The sequence below is a fragment of the Pseudomonas sp. DTU12.1 genome (assembly GCF_009873475.1).
Lineage (GTDB): Bacteria > Pseudomonadota > Gammaproteobacteria > Pseudomonadales > Pseudomonadaceae > Aquipseudomonas > Aquipseudomonas proteolytica.
In genome coordinates this window covers 15,235-33,763 of record NZ_CP045254.1, presented here as the reverse complement: position 1 = coordinate 33,763, position 18,529 = coordinate 15,235, and the positions used below count along the sequence as shown (strand labels likewise).

Genomic DNA, 18,529 nt, shown 5'->3' with positions numbered 1-18,529 from the left:
TTATGCGCGCATGCGAGTGATGCGGATAACCCCGGTCAGGGCACGCAGTTTCTTGATCACACGGGCCAGGTGCACACGGTCGTGCACGCTGACCACCAGTTGGACCACGCTGATGCGACCATCGCGTTCGTCCATGCTGATTTTTTCGATATTGCCGTCGGCCGCGTTGACACTGCTGGCCAGCAAGGCGATCAGCCCGCGCTGGTGCTCCAGCTCCACTCGCAGCTCGACGTTGAATTCGCCGGTCACATCCTTGGCCCATGACAGCTGGATGCATTTTTCCGGGTTGTGGCGGATTTCGCTGATATTGCGGCAGTTATCCAGGTGCACCACCATGCCTTTGCCGGCAGACAGGTGCCCGACAATCGGGTCGCCCGGGATCGGCGTGCAGCACTTGGCGTAGCTGAGGACCAGGCCTTCGGTGCCGCGAATGGCCAGCGGGCCTTCGGGGCTTGGCAACTGCTCGCCTTCGCCCAACAGGCGACGGGCGACGACATAGGCCATGCGGTTGCCCAGGCCGATATCTTCGAGCAGGTCTTCGATGGTTTCCTGGCGGTACTCGTGGAGGATCGCATGCACGCGCTCGGCGGGGATCTTCTCCAGGGAGCTGTCAAAGCCGTTGAGTACCTTGTTCAGCAGGCGTTCACCCAGGCTGATGGACTCGGACCGGCGTTGCAGCTTCAGCGCGTGGCGGATGTGGGTGCGCGCCTTGCCGGTGACCACGAAGTTGAGCCACGCCGGATTCGGCCGGGCCCCCGGCGCGCTGACGATCTCCACGGTGGAGCCGCTTTGCAACGGTTCCGACAGCGGGGCCAGGCGACGATTGATCCGGCACGCGATGCAGCTGTTGCCGACGTCGGTGTGTACCGCGTAGGCAAAGTCGACCGCCGTGGAGCCCTTGGGCAGCTCCATGATCCGGCCTTTGGGCGTGAACACGTAGACCTCGTCCGGGAACAGGTCGATCTTCACGCTTTCGATGAATTCCAGCGAGTTGCCAGCACGTTGCTGCATTTCCAGCACGCCCTTGACCCACTGGCGGGCGCGGGCATGGGTGCCTTTGGGCTGCTCGTCGCCGGTGGATTTGTACAGCCAATGGGCGGCGATGCCGTTATTGGCCATCTCTTCCATTTCCCGGGTGCGGATCTGGATCTCGATCGGTACCCCATGCATGCCAAACAGCGTGGTGTGCAATGACTGATAGCCGTTTGCCTTGGGGATGGCGATGTAGTCCTTGAAGCGCCCCGGCAGGGGTTTGTACAAATTATGTACAGCGCCCAACACGCGGTAACAGGTATCGACCTTGTCGACGATGATCCGGAACGCATACACGTCCATGATCTCGTTGAAGGCCCGGCGCTTGCCGCGCATCTTCTTGTAGATGCCGTAGATATGCTTTTGCCGCCCGCTGACTTCGCCTTCAATCTCGTCGATTGCCAGGCAATGGCTCAGGGACTCTTCGATCTTGTTGACGATTTCCTTGCGATTGCCCCGGGCGCGCTTGACCGCCTGGTAGATGCGCGCCGAACGCATCGGGTGCATGGCCTTGAAGCCGAGGTCTTCGAACTCGATACGAATGGCATGCATGCCCAGCCGGTTGGCGATGGGCGCGTAGATTTCCAGGGTTTCCTTGGCGATGCGCCGGCGTTTTTCACCGGATAGCACTTCCAGCGTGCGCATGTTGTGCAGCCGGTCGGCCAGCTTGACCAGGATTACCCGGATATCCCGGGCCATGGCCATGGCCATCTTCTGGAAGTTTTCCGCCTGGGCCTCGGCCTTGGTCTCGAAGTTCATCTGGGTCAGCTTGCTGACCCCGTCGACCAGGTCGGCCACGGTTTCGCCAAATTGTGCGCTGAGCGCTTCCTTGGCAATACCGGTGTCTTCGATCACGTCATGCAGCATCGCGGCCATCAGGCTTTGATGGTCCATGTGCATGTCGGCAAGAATATTGGCCACCGCAAGAGGGTGGGTGACGTACGCCTCGCCGCTACGGCGGCGTTGGCCGTCGTGGGCTTGTTCGGCGTAGAAGTACGCTCGGCGGACCAGGTTGACCTGGTCGGTGCCGAGGTAGGTCGATAAGCGATCGGCGAGGGCGTCTATACTCGGCAAAGTGTTAACTCCTGCCGAAGGCTGTGACCCCGCGCCGTGCTACGTCGACCAGGCATAGGCTTAGACGGCCTCGTTGGACTCGTCCTCGAACGCTGCAAACAGCGGTTCGTCTTCAACGATTTCGGCGTTGGCGATGAACTCGTAGCTCATCAGGCCTTCAGCGATTTCACGCAGGGCTACAACGGTAGGCTTGTCGTTTTCCCACTGGACCAGGGGCTCTTTGCCGCCAGTGGCCAATTGACGGGCACGCTTGGTAGAGAGCATGACCAGCTCAAAGCGGTTATCCACGTGTTCTAGGCAGTCTTCAACGGTTACGCGGGCCATGGTATTCCTCGGAGCGAATGCAAGATGCGCGCTGCCCGGTTGGGCGAGCGGACTCAACAGTTTAAAAAATCACCAGCGTTTAGGGAAGCGCTGATTTTGCGCAGGCCCCGGCAAACACGCTACAAGTGCCAATGTAAGGCCCTTGCAGCGGTTTTGGGAAGAGCCATTCAACCGAGCAGTTCGGCCAACAATTTGCCAAAACGCTGCTGCTGGCGTTTTTGCTGGAGCTGATTGGCGCGGAAAATCGCCTTCAGGTCGTCCAGGGCGTGGGCAAAATCGTCGTTGATGATCAGGTAGTCGTAGTCCACATAGTGGCTCATTTCGCTGACAGCTTCGCGCATGCGCCCGGCGATGACCTCTTCGCTGTCCTGGCCGCGATTGTTCAGGCGCTGGTGCAAGGCTTCCAGTGAAGGCGGCAGGATAAAGATCGAACGCGCCTTGGGCATCAATTGGCGGACCTGTTCGGCGCCTTGCCAGTCGATTTCCAGGATCAGGTCGTGGCCTTCGTCCAGGGTCTGCTGCAGGTGGCTCTGGGACGTGCCATAGAGGTTGCCGAACACTTCGGCGCGCTCCAGGAAGTCACCGTGCTCGATCATCTTCACGAACTCGCTGCGCTCGACGAAGTGATAGTTCACACCGTTCACCTCACCGGGGCGCATGGCGCGGGTGGTGTGGGAGACCGATACGCGGATCTCCGGGTTGGTGTCGGTCAGGGCCTTGACCAGGCTGCTTTTGCCCGCGCCCGAGGGGGCGGAAATGATGTACAGGGTGCCGGTGCTGTGGGTCATGGGAGTTGCCTTACTCAATATTCTGTACTTGTTCGCGCATTTGCTCGATCAACACTTTGAGGTTGACCGCAGCCTGGGTGCTGCGCGGGTCGAAGGCTTTGGAGCCCAGTGTATTGGCTTCGCGGTTGAGTTCCTGCATCAGGAAGTCCAGGCGCCGACCAGCGGCACCGGCCGACTTGAGTACGCGACGCACCTCCAGGATATGGGTGCTCAGGCGGTCGAGTTCTTCGGCGACGTCGCTTTTTTGCGCCAGCAGGACCATTTCCTGTTCCAGGCGTACCGGATCGAGGTCGGCCTTCATGTCGGTGAAGCGGTCGAGGACTTTCTGGCGCTGGGTGGCCAGCATTTGTGGCACCAGCTCGCGCAAGGTCACGACGTCTTCTTCGATGGCAGTCAGGCGCTCATTGATCAGGCGGGCCAGTTCGGCGCCTTCGCGCTCACGGCCGGCCTTGAGCTCCTTGAGGCCCTGATTGAACATGGCCAGGGCCTCGGCGTTCAGTGCCTGCGGGTCAGTGGCGTCAGCCACCAGTACGCCGGGCCAGGCCAGGACTTCCAGGGGGTTCAGTGCCGCCGGCTGCTTGATCAGGCTGGCAATCGTTTCAGCGGCAGCGACCAACTGTGCAGCGCGCTCGCGATCAACCTGCAGTGGCTTGCCGGTGGTTTCCTCGGTAAAGCGCAGGGTGCATTCCAGTTTTCCGCGTGAGATACCCGCGCGCAGGGCTTCGCGCACGACGCCTTCAAGGTCGCGAAAGGACTCGGGCAGGCGCAGGTGCGGCTCCAGGTAGCGGCTGTTGACCGAGCGCAACTCCCAGCTCAGGGTGCCTTGGGCGCCGGCTTTTTCGACGCGGGCGAAGGCGGTCATGCTATGCACCATGGAGGTACCTCGCGATACAGTCCCGCAAACGGGCGGGCTGGTAGGTAGATTGAAGCCGACTGGCTGCGAAGGCGCAGGATTGTAGCGCAACGGGGCAAGCGCCCCCAAATGCTGGCTGTGACAAAGGGTGCCCAGGGCCGCCCTTTGGTAACCGAATTTATTAGCAGTGCCGCGAAGCGGCCTGCGGCTCTATAATGCTCGGCAGTTTTTCGTCCTCAGTACAGGTATCCCCTATGAAACGTCCAAGTGGTCGCGCTGCCGATCAGCTCCGCTCGATCCGCATCACCCGCAACTACACCAAACACGCCGAGGGATCTGTACTGGTCGAGTTCGGCGATACCAAGGTCATCTGCACCGTCAGCGTTGAAAACGGCGTGCCGCGTTTCCTCAAGGGCCAGGGCCAGGGTTGGTTGACCGCCGAATACGGCATGTTGCCGCGTGCCACCGGCGAGCGTAACCAGCGTGAAGCCAGCCGTGGCAAGCAGGGCGGTCGCACCCTGGAGATCCAGCGCCTGATCGGCCGTTCCCTGCGCGCTGCGCTGGACATGTCCAAGCTGGGCGACGTCACCCTGTACGTCGACTGCGATGTGATCCAGGCCGACGGCGGCACCCGCACCGCGTCCATCACTGGCGCCATGGTCGCGCTGGTCGATGCGCTGAAAGTGATCAAGAAGCGCGGCGGCCTGAAAGGCGGCGACCCGCTCAAGCAGATGATTGCAGCTGTATCGGTGGGCATGTATCAGGGCGAGCCTGTGTTGGACCTGGACTACCTGGAAGATTCGGCGGCCGAGACCGACCTGAACGTGGTCATGACCAGCACCGGTGGGTTCATCGAAGTGCAGGGCACCGCCGAAGGCGCGCCGTTCCAGCCAGCAGACCTGAACGCCATGCTGGCCCTGGCCCAGAAAGGCATGAGCGAAATCTTCGAACTACAGACCGCCGCACTGGCTGACTGAAACCCGCCTCAAGGAGCAACGCCATGAGTGACAACCAGCTTCCTGTGCCAGCCCAGACCAAGGAAGTGCGCCAGTGGGCCATGCTCTGTCACTTCGCGGCGTTCCTTGGCCTGGTGTTCCCCTTTGGCAGTGTGCTGGGGCCTTTGATCCTGTGGCAGGTGAAGAAGGACATGGACCCGCTGATCGATGATCAGGGCAAGGAAGCGCTGAACTTCCAGCTGACCGTGGCCATTGCCTGGCTGGTCTGCTTTGTTCTGGGTTTTGTGATCATTGGTTTCCTGATGATGGCGGTGCTGGTGATTGCCGCGTTGGTGCTGACCATCATTGGGGGCATCAAGGCCAATAAAGGCATTGCCTACCGTTACCCGTGCACATGGCGATTGATCAAATAATGATCGCCCACAAAAAAACCGACAGCGATGTCGGTTTTTTTGTACCTGGAACATGACCTCAGATGGTCAAGGTCCAGTCGTAATCCACGATCAACGGCGCGTGTTGCGAGAAGCGCGGTTGACGCGGCAGGCGTGCGCTGCGGACAAACCGGCGCAGGCCGGGGGTCAGCAGTTGGTAGTCAAAACGCCAGCCCAGGTTGAGCATCTCGGCCTGTTCGTTGTCCGGCCACCAGCTGTACTGGTCACCTTCACGGCTGACTTCACGCAGGGCATCTACATAGCCCATGTTGCCGACAATCTCGTCCATCCAGGCCCGTTCCGGCGCCAGGAAGCCCGGGGATTGCTGGCTGTCGCGCCAGTTCTTGATATCCAGCTTCTGTTGCGCCACGTACAGCGAGCCACAATAAATGTACTCGCGGCGTTTGCGTCGCTGTTTATCCAGATAACGGGCGAAATCGTCCATTAGCTTGAACTTCTGGTTCAAGTCTTCATCGCCGTTCATCCCCGAAGGGAGCAGCAAGGTAGCAATACTGACTTTGTCGAAATCGGCTTGCAGGTAGCGCCCGTAGCGATCGGCTGTCTCGAAGCCGAGGCCGCTGATGACCGCCTTGGGTTGCAACCGTGAATACAGAGCCACGCCACCTTGGGCAGGGACTTCGGCATCACAGGCATAAAGGAAGTAGCCATCCAGTTGGAAGGCTGGGTCGTCCAGTTCAAAGGCGGAGGCGCGCGTGTCCTGCAGGCAGATGACGTCGGCATTCTGGGCTTGCAGCCAACTGAGCAAACCACGCTCGACTGCAGCCTGAATACCATTAACGTTCACACTGATGATCCGCATAAATGGCCCCAAAAATCGCGTGCGTGTATGATACACGCCGTCTACCTATTTAGCTAAATCCGTGGTATCTGAGGCTTTTTTCATGCAGGCGTATCAACGCGATTTCATTCGTTTTGCCATCGATCGCGGGGTTTTGCGCTTCGGTGAGTTCACCCTCAAGTCCGGGCGCACCAGCCCATACTTCTTCAATGCCGGCCTGTTCAACTCGGGTTCTGCCCTGGCGCAGCTGGGGCGTTTCTACGCTGCCGCCATCGTTGAAAGCGGCATTTCCTTCGACGTGCTGTTTGGCCCGGCCTACAAAGGCATTCCGTTGGCTGCGGCCACCGCGGTGGCCCTGGCTGAACATCACGACCGGGATCTGCCATGGTGCTTCAACCGCAAGGAAGCCAAGGCCCACGGCGAAGGCGGCAGCCTGGTCGGCGCTCCGTTGACCGGTGATGTGCTGATCATCGACGACGTGATCACCGCCGGCACCGCGATCCGCGAAGTGATGCAGATCATTGCATCCCAGGATGGCGCCAAGGCCGCTGGCGTGTTGATCGCGCTGAACCGCCAGGAGCGTGGCAACGGTGAGTTGTCGGCGATCCAGGAAGTGGAGCGTGACTTCGCAATCCCGGTGGTGAGTATTGTCTCGCTGAACCAGGTATTGCAGTTCCTCGAAGACGACCCACAGCTCAAGCAACACCTGCCGGCTGTACGGGCGTACCGCGAGCAGTTTGGCGTCTGACACAACCCCCTTGTAGCTGATGAGCTCGTGTAGGAGCGAGCTTGCTCGCGATGGCGGTAGTACATTCAACACTGATGTTGACTGACAAGCCCTCATCGCGGCATAGGTATCTACACAACTTTCAGAAACTGACGAACTTTCCTGTGGCGAGCGGGCTTGCCCCGCGCTGGGCTGCGAAGCAGCCCCAAAACCAGCCGCTGCGGTGTATCTGGTACAACGCATTTGGCTTATTGGGGCTGCTTCGCAGCCCAGCGCGGGGCAAGCCCGCTCCTACAGGGGATTTCCACAAGGCTGCAGGTCGGCGCACATAAAAAAGCCCCCGCTCAACCAGGTTGAACGGGGGCTTTTTGTTTCAGCGGTCAGGGGCGCTTGCGATTGCTGATCAGCGTGCCCATGCCGGTATCAGTGAAGATTTCCAGCAACACCGCGTTCGGCACCCGGCCATCGATGATCAGCGAGCTGCCTACGCCACCTTGCACGGCTTCCAGTGCGCAGCGGATCTTCGGCAGCATGCCGCCGTAGATGGTGCCGTCGGCGATCAAATCGTCGACCTGCTGGGTGGTCAGGCCGGTCAGGACCTTGCCTTCCTTGTCCATCAGGCCGGCAATGTTGGTCAGCAGCATCAGCTTCTCGGCCTTCAGGGCCTCGGCTACTTTACCGGCGACCAGGTCGGCGTTGATGTTGTAGGACTCACCATTGGCACCCACGCCGATCGGCGCGATCACTGGAATGAAGTCACCCTTGACCAGCAGGTTCAGCAAGTCGGTGTTGATGCCGATCACTTCGCCTACCTGGCCAATGTCGATGATTTCCGGCTGGGTCATCTCCGGGGTCTTGCGGGTCACGGTGAGTTTCTTCGCCCGGATCAGCTCGGCGTCCTTGCCGGTCAGGCCGATGGCGCTGCCGCCATGACGGTTGATCAGGTTGACGATGTCTTTGTTCACCTGGCCGCCAAGGACCATCTCCACCACGTCCATGGTCTGCGCATCGGTGACGCGCATACCGTCGATGAAGTGACTCTCGATGGACAAGCGCTTGAGCAGGTCACCGATCTGCGGGCCGCCGCCGTGGACCACCACCGGGTTGATCCCGACGGCTTTCATCAGCACGATGTCGCGGGCAAAGCCGGTTTTCAGCTCGTCGCTTTCCATGGCATTGCCGCCGTACTTGATCACCAGCGTCTTGCCGACGTAGCGTCGAATGTAAGGCAGCGCTTCGGAAAGGACCTTGGCGGTGTTGGCGGCGGCTTCGCGTTCGAGGGTCATTCAGGGCTCCGGGGCAAATAATCAGAACGGTAGTTGGAGATCAGGGGCAACACGTTTCAACTGGGCGTGGAACACGTCCTTGATGCGCTGCAACTCGGCCTCGGTATCCGCCTCGAAACGCAGGACCAGCACCGGTGTGGTGTTGGACGCGCGAACCAGGCCCCAGCCTTCGGCATAATCGACTCGCACACCATCAATGGTGGTCAGGTTGGCGCCTTCACCCCATTGCGCATCGTGCAGTGCGTCAATGATGCTGAATTTGCTCTCTTCGGTCACATGGATATTGATTTCCGGCGTAGAAATATCGTTCGGGAAGGTCTCGAACAGATCCTCGGCGCTGGATTTTTCCTTGCTGAGGATCTCCAGCAGACGTGCGGCACTGTAGATGCCGTCGTCGAAACCGAACCAGCGCTCCTTGAAGAACACATGGCCGCTCATTTCGCCCGCCAGCAGGGCGCCGGTTTCCTTCATTTTCTTTTTGATCAGCGAGTGACCGGTCTTCCACATCAGTGGGCGGCCACCGTATTCCTTGATCAGCGGTGTGAGGCGACGGGTGCACTTCACGTCGAAAATAATCTCGGCGCCTGGGTTGCGCGCCACCACGTCGCGGGCGAACAGCATCAGCAGGCGATCGGGGAACACGATGCTGCCGGTGTTGGTCACCACGCCCACGCGGTCGCCATCGCCATCGAAGGCCAGGCCGACATCGGCGCCCACTTCTTCGACCTTGGCGATCAGGTCCACCAGGTTTTCAGGCTTGCCCGGGTCCGGGTGATGGTTGGGGAAGTGGCCGTCGACGTCGCAGAACAGCGGGATCACTTCGCAGTTCAGGGCTTCGAGCAATTGCGGGGCGATTACGCCGGCCGCGCCGTTACCGCAGTCGACCACGACCTTCAGGCGACGCTCAAGCTTGACGTCCCGGGTGATTTCGTCGGAATAGCGCTGGAGGATATCGACCTTGGTGATGCTGCCTTTGCCGCTGGTCAGGTCATTGGTTTTCAGGCGCGTGTGCAGGGCCTGGATCTGTTCGTTGGCCAGGGTGTCGCCCGCAATCACGATCTTGAAGCCGTTGTAGTCCGACGGGTTGTGGCTGCCGGTGAGCATGACGCCCGACTTGCCGGCCAGCACGTTGGCGGCGTAGTACAGCGCCGGTGTCGGCACCAGGCCGACGTCGCTGACATGGCAGCCGCTGTCGGCCAGGCCCTGGATCAGGCGTTCCACCAGCTCGGGGCCGGACAGGCGGCCATCACGGCCTACCGAGACGTTGGGTTCGCCCTGGGCCAGGCTTTGGGAGCCGATGGCGCGGCCGATCCAGTAGGCGGTTTCGGCGGTCAGGGTTTTCGGGACGACGCCACGGATGTCGTAGGCGCGGAAAATACTGTCGGGAAACGTCGGTGCGACTGGGGCTGCGTTGCTCATCACTGGGAAAACTCCATCGATACGGGGCGGACAGGCCTGAATATGGCGACCGGCAGGCTCAAACTGAAGGGTAAGACGGCGTTTTTGGCCTAGAGTTCGTGGTGCGGAAATGCCATCGGGGCATGCCGGGCGCGGAGCCCGGCATGCCTGAGCGTAGTCAGTGGCTGCCGGAATGCCCGAAACCGCCTGCGCCACGCTGGGTTTCGTCGAACTCGGTCACCAGTTCGAAATGCGCCTGCACCACCGGTACCAGCACCAGTTGGGCGATACGTTCGCCAACGGCGATATTGAAGGCGGTCTGGCCACGGTTCCAGCACGAGACCATCAGTTCGCCCTGGTAATCGGAGTCGATCAGGCCAACGAGATTGCCCAGGACGATCCCGTGTTTGTGGCCCAGGCCCGAGCGCGGCAGGATCAGCGCGGCCAGGCCGGGATCGCCGACGTAGATCGACAGGCCGGTGGGGATCAGCAGGGTCTGGCCCGGCTCAAGCACGGTGTCCTGCTTGAGCATGGCGCGCAGGTCCAGGCCGGCGGAGCCCGGTGTGGCGTAGGCCGGCAGTGGGAATTCGCTGCCGATGCGGGGGTCGAGGATCTTGGCTTGCAAAGCGTGCATGGAAATTAAACCTGGTTCAGCCGTTGGGCGATAAAAGAGATCAGTTGGCGGGCAATCTTGCCCTTGCTGGTCTGGGCGAAAAGGGTCGCGTGCAGTTCGCGGTCGATCACGCTGCAGGCGTTTTCCTCGCTGTTGAAACCGATGCTCGGGTTGGCGACATCATTGGCAACGATCAGGTCGAGGTTTTTGTCTTTCAGTTTGCGTGCGGCGTAGTCCAGCAGGTTTTCGGTCTCGGCGGCGAAACCGACGCTGAACGGACGATCTGCGCGGGTGGCGATGGTGGCCAAAATATCCGGGTTGCGGACCATTTGCAGGAGCAGGCCGTCGCCGCTTGTAGGGTCTTTCTTGAGTTTTTGCGGCGCAACTACTTCCGGACGGTAGTCTGCGACCGCTGCCGAGGCGATAAACACATCGCAGGGAATCGCCGCCTCACAGGCCGCAAGCATGTCACGGGCGCTGACTACGTCGATGCGGGTGACCCGATCCGGGGTCGGCAGGTGCACCGGGCCGGTGATCAGGGTCACGCGTGCGCCTGCCTCAACCGCCGCTTCAGCCAGGGCAAAGCCCATTTTCCCTGAGCTATGGTTGGTGATGTAGCGCACCGGGTCGATGTTTTCCTGGGTCGGGCCGGCGGTGATCAGCACGTGCTTGCCGGTCAGGGCCAGGTGCTGGAAACACTCGGCGGCGCACAGCGCCAGGTCGGTGGCTTCGAGCATGCGGCCCAGGCCTACGTCGCCACAGGCCTGGCTGCCGGAGGCCGGGCCGAAGACTTTGAGGCCACGGCTTTGCAGCAATTGGGTGTTGGCCTGGGTGGCGGGGTCGCGCCACATGGCCTGGTTCATCGCCGGGGCGATGGCGACGGTGGCGTCGGTGGCCAGTACCAGCGTGGTCAGCAAGTCGTCGGCAATGCCTTGGGCGAGGCGCGCAATCAGGTCGGCGGTGGCGGGTGCGATCAGCACCAGGTCGGCCCATTTGGCCAGCTCGATATGGCCCATGGCAGCTTCGGCCGCCGGGTCCAGCAGGTCCAGGTGAACCGGGTGGCCGGACAGCGCCTGCATGGTCAGCGGGGTAATGAACTCACTGCCGCCACGGGTCATGACCACGCGCACTTCGGCGCCTTGGTCCAGGAGCCTGCGAACCAGCTCTGCGCTCTTGTAGGCGGCAATGCCGCCGCCGACGCCGAGAACGATGCGTTTCCGATACAGACGCTGCATTGGTTTGCCTTTCCAGTTCAGTGATGGCGTTGCGATCCCCCCTCCCCAGGAGAAATCGCGCGCAAAAAAGAGGGGCTAAGATAACACAGCGTCCGCCATGCAACAGCGGCGCACATGCACAGGGAGGTGGCATGAGTATTCGCAATTGGCCTGCGGCGGAGCGTCCGCGGGAGAGGCTTTTGGAGTTGGGCGCGGCGAGTCTTTCGGATGCCGAGTTGCTGGCGATATTCCTGCGCACCGGCGTCTCGGGTAAAAGTGCAGTGGATCTGGCGCGTCATCTGCTGGAGCAATTTGGCAGCCTGCGCGCATTGCTGGAGGCTCGGCAGGCCTTATTCATCCAGCATCTGGGGCTGGGGCCGGCTAAATTCGCCCAGTTGCAGGCGGTGCTGGAAATGGGCCGGCGCCATCTGGCCGAGCATGTGCGTAATGAGTCGGTGCTGGAAAGCCCGGTGGCGGTGCGTGATTACCTCAAGGCACTGCTGCGCCATCAACCCCATGAGATCTTTGGTTGCCTGTTTCTCGATTCAAGGCATCGGGTGCTGGGCTTCGAAGCGTTGTTCCAGGGCTCCATCGACAACGCCACGGTTTACCCACGACAAGTGGTCAAGCGCGCCCTGGACTACAACGCGGCGGCGTTGATCCTGTGCCACAACCACCCCTCCGGGAATGCCGAGCCGAGCATCGCTGATCGAAAATTGACCAAGGTGCTGCAAAAAGCCCTGGATCTGGTGGATGTGCGGGTACTCGACCACATTATCGTCGGCGACGGCGATCCGCTGTCGATGGCCGAATATGGCTGGATATAACGCAATCCCGTGTAGGAGCCGGCAAGCTGGCTCCTACACACGAAGGGTCAGGGGGTGACGCTGACTTTGGAGAAGTCCTGGCGCCCAAACGGGCTGACCTGATACCCCTCGACATTCTTGCGTGTCAGGGCAAAGGCCGTCGGATGGGCCAGTGGCAACCACAGCGCCTGCTGCTGGATCTGCGCCTGCGCCTGTTGGTAGAGCTTGCTGCGCACGCCTTGCTCGTTGGTGGTCTTGCCGGCACTGATCAGCTTGTCCAGCGCCGGGTCGCAGTAACGGGCGAAGTTGGTGCCGGATTTGACCGCCGCGCAGGAAAACTGCGGGGTCAGGAAGTTATCCGGGTCGCCGTTGTCGCCGGCCCAGCCCATGAACAACAGATCGTGCTCGCCGGCCTTGGCGCGGCGGATCAGCTCGCCCCATTCGATCACGCGGATCTCTGCCTGGATGCCGATCTTGGCCAGGTCTGCCTGCAACAGCTGGGCGCCCAGGCTGGGGTTGGGATTGAGCAAGCTGCCGGATGGCCGGGTCCAGATAGTGGTCTTGAACCCGTCCTTGAGCCCGGCGCGATCCAGCAGCCCCTTGGCCTTGGCAATGTCCTGTGGATAACCCGGCAACTCCTTGGCAAAGCTCCAGGTATTGGGCGGGTAAGGCCCATTGGCAGCTTCGGCGGTGCCTTCAAACACGGCCTTGAGGTAGCTGGCCTTGTCGAAGGCCAGGTTGATTGCCTGGCGCACTTCGGGTTTGTCCAGTGGCGGGTGCTGGCTATTGATGGCGACGAAAGCCGTCATGAAGGCAGCAGTTTTTTCCACCTTGAGTGCAGGATCCTTTTGCGCTTCACCGATATCCAGGGGCTTGGGTGACAAGGCGATCTGGCATTCGTCCCGGCGCAGTTTCTGCAGGCGCACATTGGCGTCCGTGGTGATAGCAAAGATCAAGTTATCCACAGCCGGCTTGCCGGCAAAATAATCCGGGTTGGCCTTGTAGCGGATGGCCGCATCTTTCTGGAAGCGCCCGAACACGAACGGCCCGGTGCCGATGGGTTGGCTATTGAGCTTTTCCGGGGTACCGGCCTTGAGCAGCTTGTCGGCGTATTCGGCGGGGTAGATCGAGGCAAAGCCCATGCTCAGCGCGGCGAGGAAGGTGGAATCGGCGTGATCCAGGGTAAAACGCACGGTCAGCGGGTCAAGGGCGTCGATCTTCTTGATCAGCGCTGGCAGTTGCAGCGACTGGGCGTGGGGGAAGCCGCTCTGGGCGATCTTGTGCCAGGGGTTGGCCGGGTCGAGCATGCGCTCGAAGCTGAAACGCACGTCTTCAGCCGTGAGGCTGCGGCTTGGGTTGAAATACGCAGTGCGGTGGAATTTGACGTCCGGGTGCAATTTAAAGGTATAGGTCAGGCCGTCCGGGGAGACTTCCCAGCTGTCGGCCAGGCTCGGTACCAGCTTGCCGCTCGCGGCATCGAAGTCCACCAGGCGGTTCATCAGCACATCCGCCGAGGCGTTGGTGGTGGTCAGCGAGTTGTATTGCACCACGTCAAACCCTTCGGGGCTGGCCTCGGTGCAGACGCTCAGCGTAGAGGCTGCCTGGGCCAGTGGGGCGAGGAAGAGCGGGGCGAGCAATAAGGGTAGGGCAGCGAGACGCATGGTCGGTTTCCTTTGCAGATCGGAGGCCCATCTGCGAGTGCAGTCTGGAAAAGTCCTACCGTAGTGGGCTCATTCATAAATGACTAGCCCATTTTTGCCTGTGCATTTACGGCAAATACTGTTTTGATGGCGCTTCAGGTCATTTTGCCCAGGGCCTTGGCCTGCAAGCAGCGGCGACAAATCATTCGGTGCGACGAGCGGTTCTGCAGCACGGCGCCCCACCCTGGCAGCGCTTGAGGCCTGTTCGAGCGAGATTTACAGCGGGAAAAACACACCGGCTGTTGTTGCACTGGGGTCTTTCTGGTATAAAGCAGCGCTCTTTTCTAGGGGCCCGGTTCCTTCACTGTAGGTGTAGCCGGTAAGACCCTTAAAGAAACGCGGCGCCTGGCGCCAAATGACTGAGAGATTAAGCGGCCAACCCATGCCGGGTTGGGCATGTGGTTTTAGAGGGCTGAGGCATGTCGAGAGTCTGTCAAGTTACCGGTAAGGGTCCGGTGACTGGGAATAACATTTCCCACGCAAACAACAAAACCCGTCGTCGTTTCCTGCCAAACCTGCAGCATCACCGCTTCTGGGTTGAAGAAGAGAAACGTTTTGTCCGTCTGCGCGTATCTGCCAAAGGCATGCGCATCATCGACAAGCGTGGCATCACTGTCGTGCTCGCTGAACTGCGCCGCGACGGCAAAATCTAAGGAGCTATATCATGCGTGAATTGATTCGAATGATCTCTAGCGCCGGTACTGGTCACTTCTACACTACCGACAAGAACAAGCGTACTACCCCGGACAAGCTCGAAAAGAAAATGTTCGACCCGCGCGTTCGCAAGCACGTGATCTACAAAGAAGGCAAAATCAAGTAATTGGTTTTCTTTCTTGTGAAAAAACCCGCATCTCACGATGCGGGTTTTTTTTCGTCTTTGAAAAGTCGCGATCGACCGATCAGGCCTTTTCTTCGAACACCACGTAGATCTTGCGGCACGGCTCCAGCACTTCCCAGGTGCCCCTGAAGCCGGCCGGGATGACGAAGCGATCACCGGCGCGCAAGGTCTTGGCGTTGCCGTCGCCATCGCGAAGTACCGAAACCCCCTGCACGATCTCGCAATATTCGTGTTCGGTGTAGTTCACCGTCCATTGCCCGACTTCACCCTCCCACACCCCGGCGTTCATCTGGCCGCACGGGCTGTTGTAGTGGTTGAAGAGCGTCTGCTCGGGGTCGCCCTTGAGGATTTTTTCGGTGGCGGGGCGGTAGCGTTCGGCGGCGGTGTTCGCCTGGCTGAAATCGACGACATCCTGAATGTTCATGCACGTATCCCGTCTAGGCCTGGGGTTGGAGAGCCAAAGTCTATGTTTATTAAAATGAACATCGCAAGGGCGTTTGCGGCCGTTATGTCAAATATATTGAAACATCCCCGGCGGCTGGTTTAGGGTGGCGGGTGCCTCGGACCGAATAGCTGGCTGGCCGGGCAAGCATTTGGAAGGGAACTGGTGATAACGCCGGGCCCTTATATTTAATAAGAGGAGGACACTCGCATGACCACCCTGACCCGTGCCGACTGGGAACAACGCGCCAAGGACCTAAAGATCGAAGGCCGCGCGTATATCAATGGCGAATACACCGCCGCCGTTTCCGGCGACACGTTCGAATGTCTCAGCCCGGTCGATGGCCGCCTGCTGACCACGGTTGCCAGCTGTGACGTCGCCGACGCCCAGCGCGCCGTGGAAAACGCCCGCGCCACCTTCAACTCCGGTGCCTGGTCACGCCTGGCCCCGGCCAAGCGCAAAGCCACCATGATCCGTTTCGCCGCGCTGCTCAAGGCCAATGCCGAAGAGCTGGCCCTGCTCGAAACCTTGGACATGGGCAAGCCAATCGGTGATTCCCTGGGCATCGACATTCCAGGCGCGGCGCAAGCCCTGAGCTGGAGCGGCGAGGCCATCGACAAGATTTACGACGAAGTCGCCGCCACCCCCCATGACCAACTGGGCCTGGTGACCCGCGAGCCCGTCGGCGTAGTGGCGGCCATCGTGCCGTGGAACTTCCCGCTGATGATGGCCTGCTGGAAACTGGGGCCAGCGCTGTCCACCGGTAACTCGGTTGTCCTCAAACCGTCGGAAAAGTCGCCGCTAACCGCCATCCGCATCGCCGCCCTGGCCGTTGAAGCCGGTATCCCCAAAGGCGTGCTCAACGTGCTGCCGGGCTACGGCCACACCGTGGGCAAGGCGTTGGCGCTGCATATGGACGTCGACACCCTGGTGTTCACCGGTTCTACCAAGATCGCCAAGCAACTGATGATCTACTCCGGCGAGTCGAACATGAAGCGCGTCTGGCTGGAAGCCGGCGGCAAGAGCCCGAACATCGTGTTTGCCGATGCCCCGGACCTGCAAGCCGCTGCCGAATCCGCCGCTGGCGCCATCGCCTTCAACCAGGGCGAAGTCTGCACCGCCGGCTCGCGCCTGCTGGTGGAGCGTTCGATCAAGGACAAATTCCTGCCGATGGTGATCGAGGCCCTCAAGGGCTGGAAGCCGGGCAACCCGCTGGACCCGGCCACCAACGTCGGTGCGCTGGTGGATACCCAGCAGATGAACACCGTGCTGTCGTACATCGAAGCCGGGCACGCCGATGGCGCCAAACTGGTGGCCGGTGGCAAGCGCACCCTGCAGGAAACCGGCGGCACTTACGTCGAGCCGACGATTTTCGACGGTGTGACCAACGCCATGAAGATTGCCCAGGAAGAGATCTTTGGCCCGGTCCTGTCGGTGATCACCTTCGACAGCGCTGAAGAAGCCGTAGCCATCGCCAACGACACGCCTTATGGCCTGGCCGCTGCGGTCTGGACCTCGGATATCTCCAAGGCGCACCTGACCGCCAAAGCGCTGCGCGCCGGTAGCGTGTGGGTCAACCAGTACGATGGCGGCGACATGACCGCGCCGTTCGGCGGGTTCAAGCAGTCGGGCAACGGTCGCGACAAGTCGCTGCACGCGTTCGACAAGTACACCGAACTGAAGGCAACCTGGATCAAGCTGTAAGCAACCCCGCTGATCCCCTGTAGGAGCGAGCTTGTGTGGGAGCTGGCTTGCCTGCGATAGCATCACCTCGGTGCAACTGATGTACCGAGGTGCCAGCATCGCGGGCAAGCCCGGCTCCCACACAAGCTCGCTCCTACAGTTCGTTTTACCGTCCACAAATGAGTTATCCACAGGAGCGTGGCAATGCGTTGGGCGACTTACTTTGCCGTCCTGGCTTCAGTACTCAGCGTCGGCCTTGCCCTGGGCGTCAGCATGCCGTTGGTGTCCCTGCGCCTGGAAAGCTGGGGCTATGGCAACTTTGCTATCGGCATCATGGCGGCGATGCCAGCGTTCGGTGTGTTGTTGGGCGCCAAGGTGTCGAGCCGCCTGGCTTCCTGGCTGGGCACGGCAAATCTGATGCGCCTGTGCCTGTGGGCCGGGGCGGTTTCCATCGGGTTGCTGGCGGTATTGCCCAGCTATCCGGTGTGGCTGGTGCTGCGGTTGATGATCGGGGTGATCCTGACCATTGTGTTTATCCTCGGCGAAAGCTGGATCAACCAACTGGTGGTGGAGCAGTGGCGTGGCCGGCTGGTGGCGCTGTATGGCTGTACCTACGCCCTGAGCCAGCTGTCGGGGCCGTTGTTGCTCGGCGTGCTGGGCACCGATCACGACTATGGCTTCTGGGTTGGCGTCGGCCTGTTGATCGTTGCGCCCTTCCTGCTGCTGGGGCGTAGCGGGGCGCCGACGGCAGAGGCCTTCAGCGTGACCTTTGGCGACTTATGGGGATTTTGCCGGGGCTTGCCGGCGATCGCCTGGGCGGTGGCATTGTTTGCCGCGTTTGAGGCGATGATTCTGACGCTGTTGCCGGTGTATTGCCTGCAACAGGGCTTCACTGCCGAAGTGGCGTTGGCGATGGTCAGCACCGTGGTAGTAGGCGATGCCCTGCTGCAATTGCCGATTGGTGCGCTGGCCGACTACCTGCCCAGGCGCACCCTGTTTCTCGGCTGTGCGGTGCTGTTGCTGCTGTCGAGCCTGGCCATTGCGCCGTTGCTGGATACCTGGCTGATCTGGCCGATCTGGGTCCTGTTCGGTGCCAGTGCGGGGGGCTTGTTCACCTTGTCGTTGATTCTGATCGGCGAGCGCTACCGTGACGATGCGCTGGTGCGAGCCAATGCCCATATTGCCCAGTTGTGGGGGATTGGCTGCCTGATCGGGCCGCTGGTGGCGGGGGCTGGCAGCCAGTGGATCAGCGGGCATGCGTTGCCGTTGTTGATGGCCGCAGGTGCCTTGGGATTGGTGATTCTGTTGTTGCGCCAAGGCGCGTTTGGCCTCGAGCAACCAGCCTGACCTGGAAATGCGATCAAAACTGTGGGAGCTGGCTTGCCTGCGATAGCGGTGTATCAGTAGCAAATGGGCCAACTGACCCACCGCTATCGCAGCGTAGGTATCTACACAACTTTGCCGCAACGCCTAAATCCAGGCAGATAGCGCAGTTGTGGCGAGCGGGCTTGCCCCGCGCTGGGCTGCGAAGCAGCCCTAAAACCAGCCGCTACGGAGTATCTGAT

The 18,529-nt window shown here is 60.9% G+C and carries 18 protein-coding genes and 1 pseudogene; 8 read left to right on the top strand and 11 right to left on the bottom strand.

Annotated features, from left to right (window positions below; genetic code table 11):
* The 4 genes from spoT to GDV60_RS00150 all read right to left on the bottom strand — a co-directional run bounded on the left by spoT (position 1) and on the right by GDV60_RS00150 (position 4,092).
* Positions 1-2,106 (bottom strand): bifunctional GTP diphosphokinase/guanosine-3',5'-bis pyrophosphate 3'-pyrophosphohydrolase, encoded by a 2,106-nt coding sequence (gene spoT / locus GDV60_RS00165; RefSeq protein ID WP_159905939.1) that lies wholly within the window; start codon positions 2,104-2,106, stop codon positions 1-3.
* 60 nt (positions 2,107-2,166) lie between these two features.
* A complete protein-coding gene (rpoZ, locus tag GDV60_RS00160; protein WP_003176920.1) occupies positions 2,167-2,430 on the bottom strand; it encodes a DNA-directed RNA polymerase subunit omega in 264 nt (87 codons plus the stop codon).
* A gap of 167 nt (positions 2,431-2,597) precedes the next feature.
* Entirely contained in the window at positions 2,598-3,218 is a 621-nt protein-coding gene (gmk, locus tag GDV60_RS00155; RefSeq protein WP_070994054.1) for a guanylate kinase, read from the bottom strand.
* Positions 3,219-3,228: 10 nt separating this feature from the next.
* Positions 3,229-4,092 (bottom strand): YicC/YloC family endoribonuclease, encoded by an 864-nt coding sequence (locus GDV60_RS00150; protein WP_159905937.1) that lies wholly within the window; start codon positions 4,090-4,092, stop codon positions 3,229-3,231.
* 233 nt (positions 4,093-4,325) lie between these two features.
* Between GDV60_RS00150 and rph the strand changes: the two genes are divergently transcribed.
* The gene (gene rph / locus GDV60_RS00145; RefSeq protein ID WP_029289820.1) at positions 4,326-5,048 is read left to right on the top strand and encodes a ribonuclease PH; all 723 of its coding nucleotides are present in this window, start codon (positions 4,326-4,328) and stop codon (positions 5,046-5,048) included.
* Positions 5,049-5,071: 23 nt separating this feature from the next.
* Positions 5,072-5,440 (top strand): DUF4870 domain-containing protein, encoded by a 369-nt coding sequence (locus tag GDV60_RS00140; protein ID WP_029289818.1) that lies wholly within the window; start codon positions 5,072-5,074, stop codon positions 5,438-5,440.
* A gap of 58 nt (positions 5,441-5,498) precedes the next feature.
* Here GDV60_RS00140 and GDV60_RS00135 read toward each other — a convergent pair whose 3' ends face one another.
* Complete coding sequence (locus GDV60_RS00135; protein ID WP_029289816.1) at positions 5,499-6,278, bottom strand: exodeoxyribonuclease III; 780 nt, start codon at positions 6,276-6,278, stop codon at positions 5,499-5,501.
* 82 nt (positions 6,279-6,360) lie between these two features.
* Here GDV60_RS00135 and pyrE point away from each other — a divergent pair, with 82 nt between their 5' ends.
* The gene (gene pyrE, locus GDV60_RS00130; RefSeq protein ID WP_070994053.1) at positions 6,361-7,005 is read left to right on the top strand and encodes an orotate phosphoribosyltransferase; all 645 of its coding nucleotides are present in this window, start codon (positions 6,361-6,363) and stop codon (positions 7,003-7,005) included.
* Positions 7,006-7,364: 359 nt separating this feature from the next.
* Here pyrE and argB read toward each other — a convergent pair whose 3' ends face one another.
* From argB to coaBC, 4 genes and pseudogenes are all read right to left on the bottom strand, one after another.
* A complete protein-coding gene (argB, locus tag GDV60_RS00125) occupies positions 7,365-8,270 on the bottom strand; it encodes an acetylglutamate kinase (RefSeq protein WP_029289812.1) in 906 nt (301 codons plus the stop codon).
* 21 nt (positions 8,271-8,291) lie between these two features.
* Positions 8,292-9,695, bottom strand: a pseudogene (locus tag GDV60_RS00120) (phosphomannomutase/phosphoglucomutase); the annotation flags it as partial.
* 151 nt (positions 9,696-9,846) lie between these two features.
* Positions 9,847-10,302, bottom strand: a complete 456-nt coding sequence (dut, locus tag GDV60_RS00115) for a dUTP diphosphatase (RefSeq protein ID WP_029289808.1) — start codon at positions 10,300-10,302, stop codon at positions 9,847-9,849.
* 5 nt (positions 10,303-10,307) lie between these two features.
* Positions 10,308-11,516: a bifunctional phosphopantothenoylcysteine decarboxylase/phosphopantothenate--cysteine ligase CoaBC gene (gene coaBC / locus GDV60_RS00110; RefSeq protein WP_029289805.1), complete on the bottom strand. Its 1,209-nt coding sequence runs from the start codon at positions 11,514-11,516 to the stop codon at positions 10,308-10,310.
* Between the two features lie 131 nt (positions 11,517-11,647).
* On the opposite strand from coaBC, the gene radC reads away from it, so the two are divergent.
* Positions 11,648-12,322: a DNA repair protein RadC gene (radC, locus tag GDV60_RS00105; RefSeq protein WP_029289803.1), complete on the top strand. Its 675-nt coding sequence runs from the start codon at positions 11,648-11,650 to the stop codon at positions 12,320-12,322.
* 47 nt (positions 12,323-12,369) lie between these two features.
* On the opposite strand, the gene GDV60_RS00100 is transcribed toward radC, so the two are convergent.
* Complete coding sequence (locus GDV60_RS00100) at positions 12,370-13,962, bottom strand: ABC transporter substrate-binding protein (protein WP_029289801.1); 1,593 nt, start codon at positions 13,960-13,962, stop codon at positions 12,370-12,372.
* Between the two features lie 458 nt (positions 13,963-14,420).
* Between GDV60_RS00100 and rpmB the strand changes: the two genes are divergently transcribed.
* Together rpmB and rpmG are read left to right on the top strand one after the other, a co-directional pair.
* Positions 14,421-14,654, top strand: coding sequence for a 50S ribosomal protein L28 (rpmB, locus tag GDV60_RS00095; RefSeq protein ID WP_007920377.1), 234 nt, complete (start codon positions 14,421-14,423; stop codon positions 14,652-14,654).
* A gap of 11 nt (positions 14,655-14,665) precedes the next feature.
* Positions 14,666-14,821 carry a 50S ribosomal protein L33 gene (gene rpmG, locus GDV60_RS00090; RefSeq protein WP_003176906.1) on the top strand — a complete coding sequence of 52 codons (156 nt, stop codon included), beginning with the start codon at positions 14,666-14,668 and terminating at the stop codon, positions 14,819-14,821.
* A 79-nt stretch (positions 14,822-14,900) separates the two neighbouring features.
* Here the strand turns inward: rpmG and GDV60_RS00085 are convergent, their stop codons facing one another.
* On the bottom strand, positions 14,901-15,263 hold the full coding sequence (locus GDV60_RS00085) for a cupin domain-containing protein (RefSeq protein ID WP_029289794.1): 363 nt from the start codon (positions 15,261-15,263) through the stop codon (positions 14,901-14,903).
* A 228-nt stretch (positions 15,264-15,491) separates the two neighbouring features.
* Between GDV60_RS00085 and GDV60_RS00080 the strand changes: the two genes are divergently transcribed.
* Both GDV60_RS00080 and GDV60_RS00075 read left to right on the top strand, forming a co-directional pair.
* Positions 15,492-16,985: an aldehyde dehydrogenase gene (locus GDV60_RS00080; RefSeq protein WP_029289792.1), complete on the top strand. Its 1,494-nt coding sequence runs from the start codon at positions 15,492-15,494 to the stop codon at positions 16,983-16,985.
* Positions 16,986-17,168: 183 nt separating this feature from the next.
* Positions 17,169-18,311, top strand: a complete 1,143-nt coding sequence (locus GDV60_RS00075) for an MFS transporter (RefSeq protein ID WP_070994050.1) — start codon at positions 17,169-17,171, stop codon at positions 18,309-18,311.
* Positions 18,312-18,529: the final 218 nt, after the last annotated feature.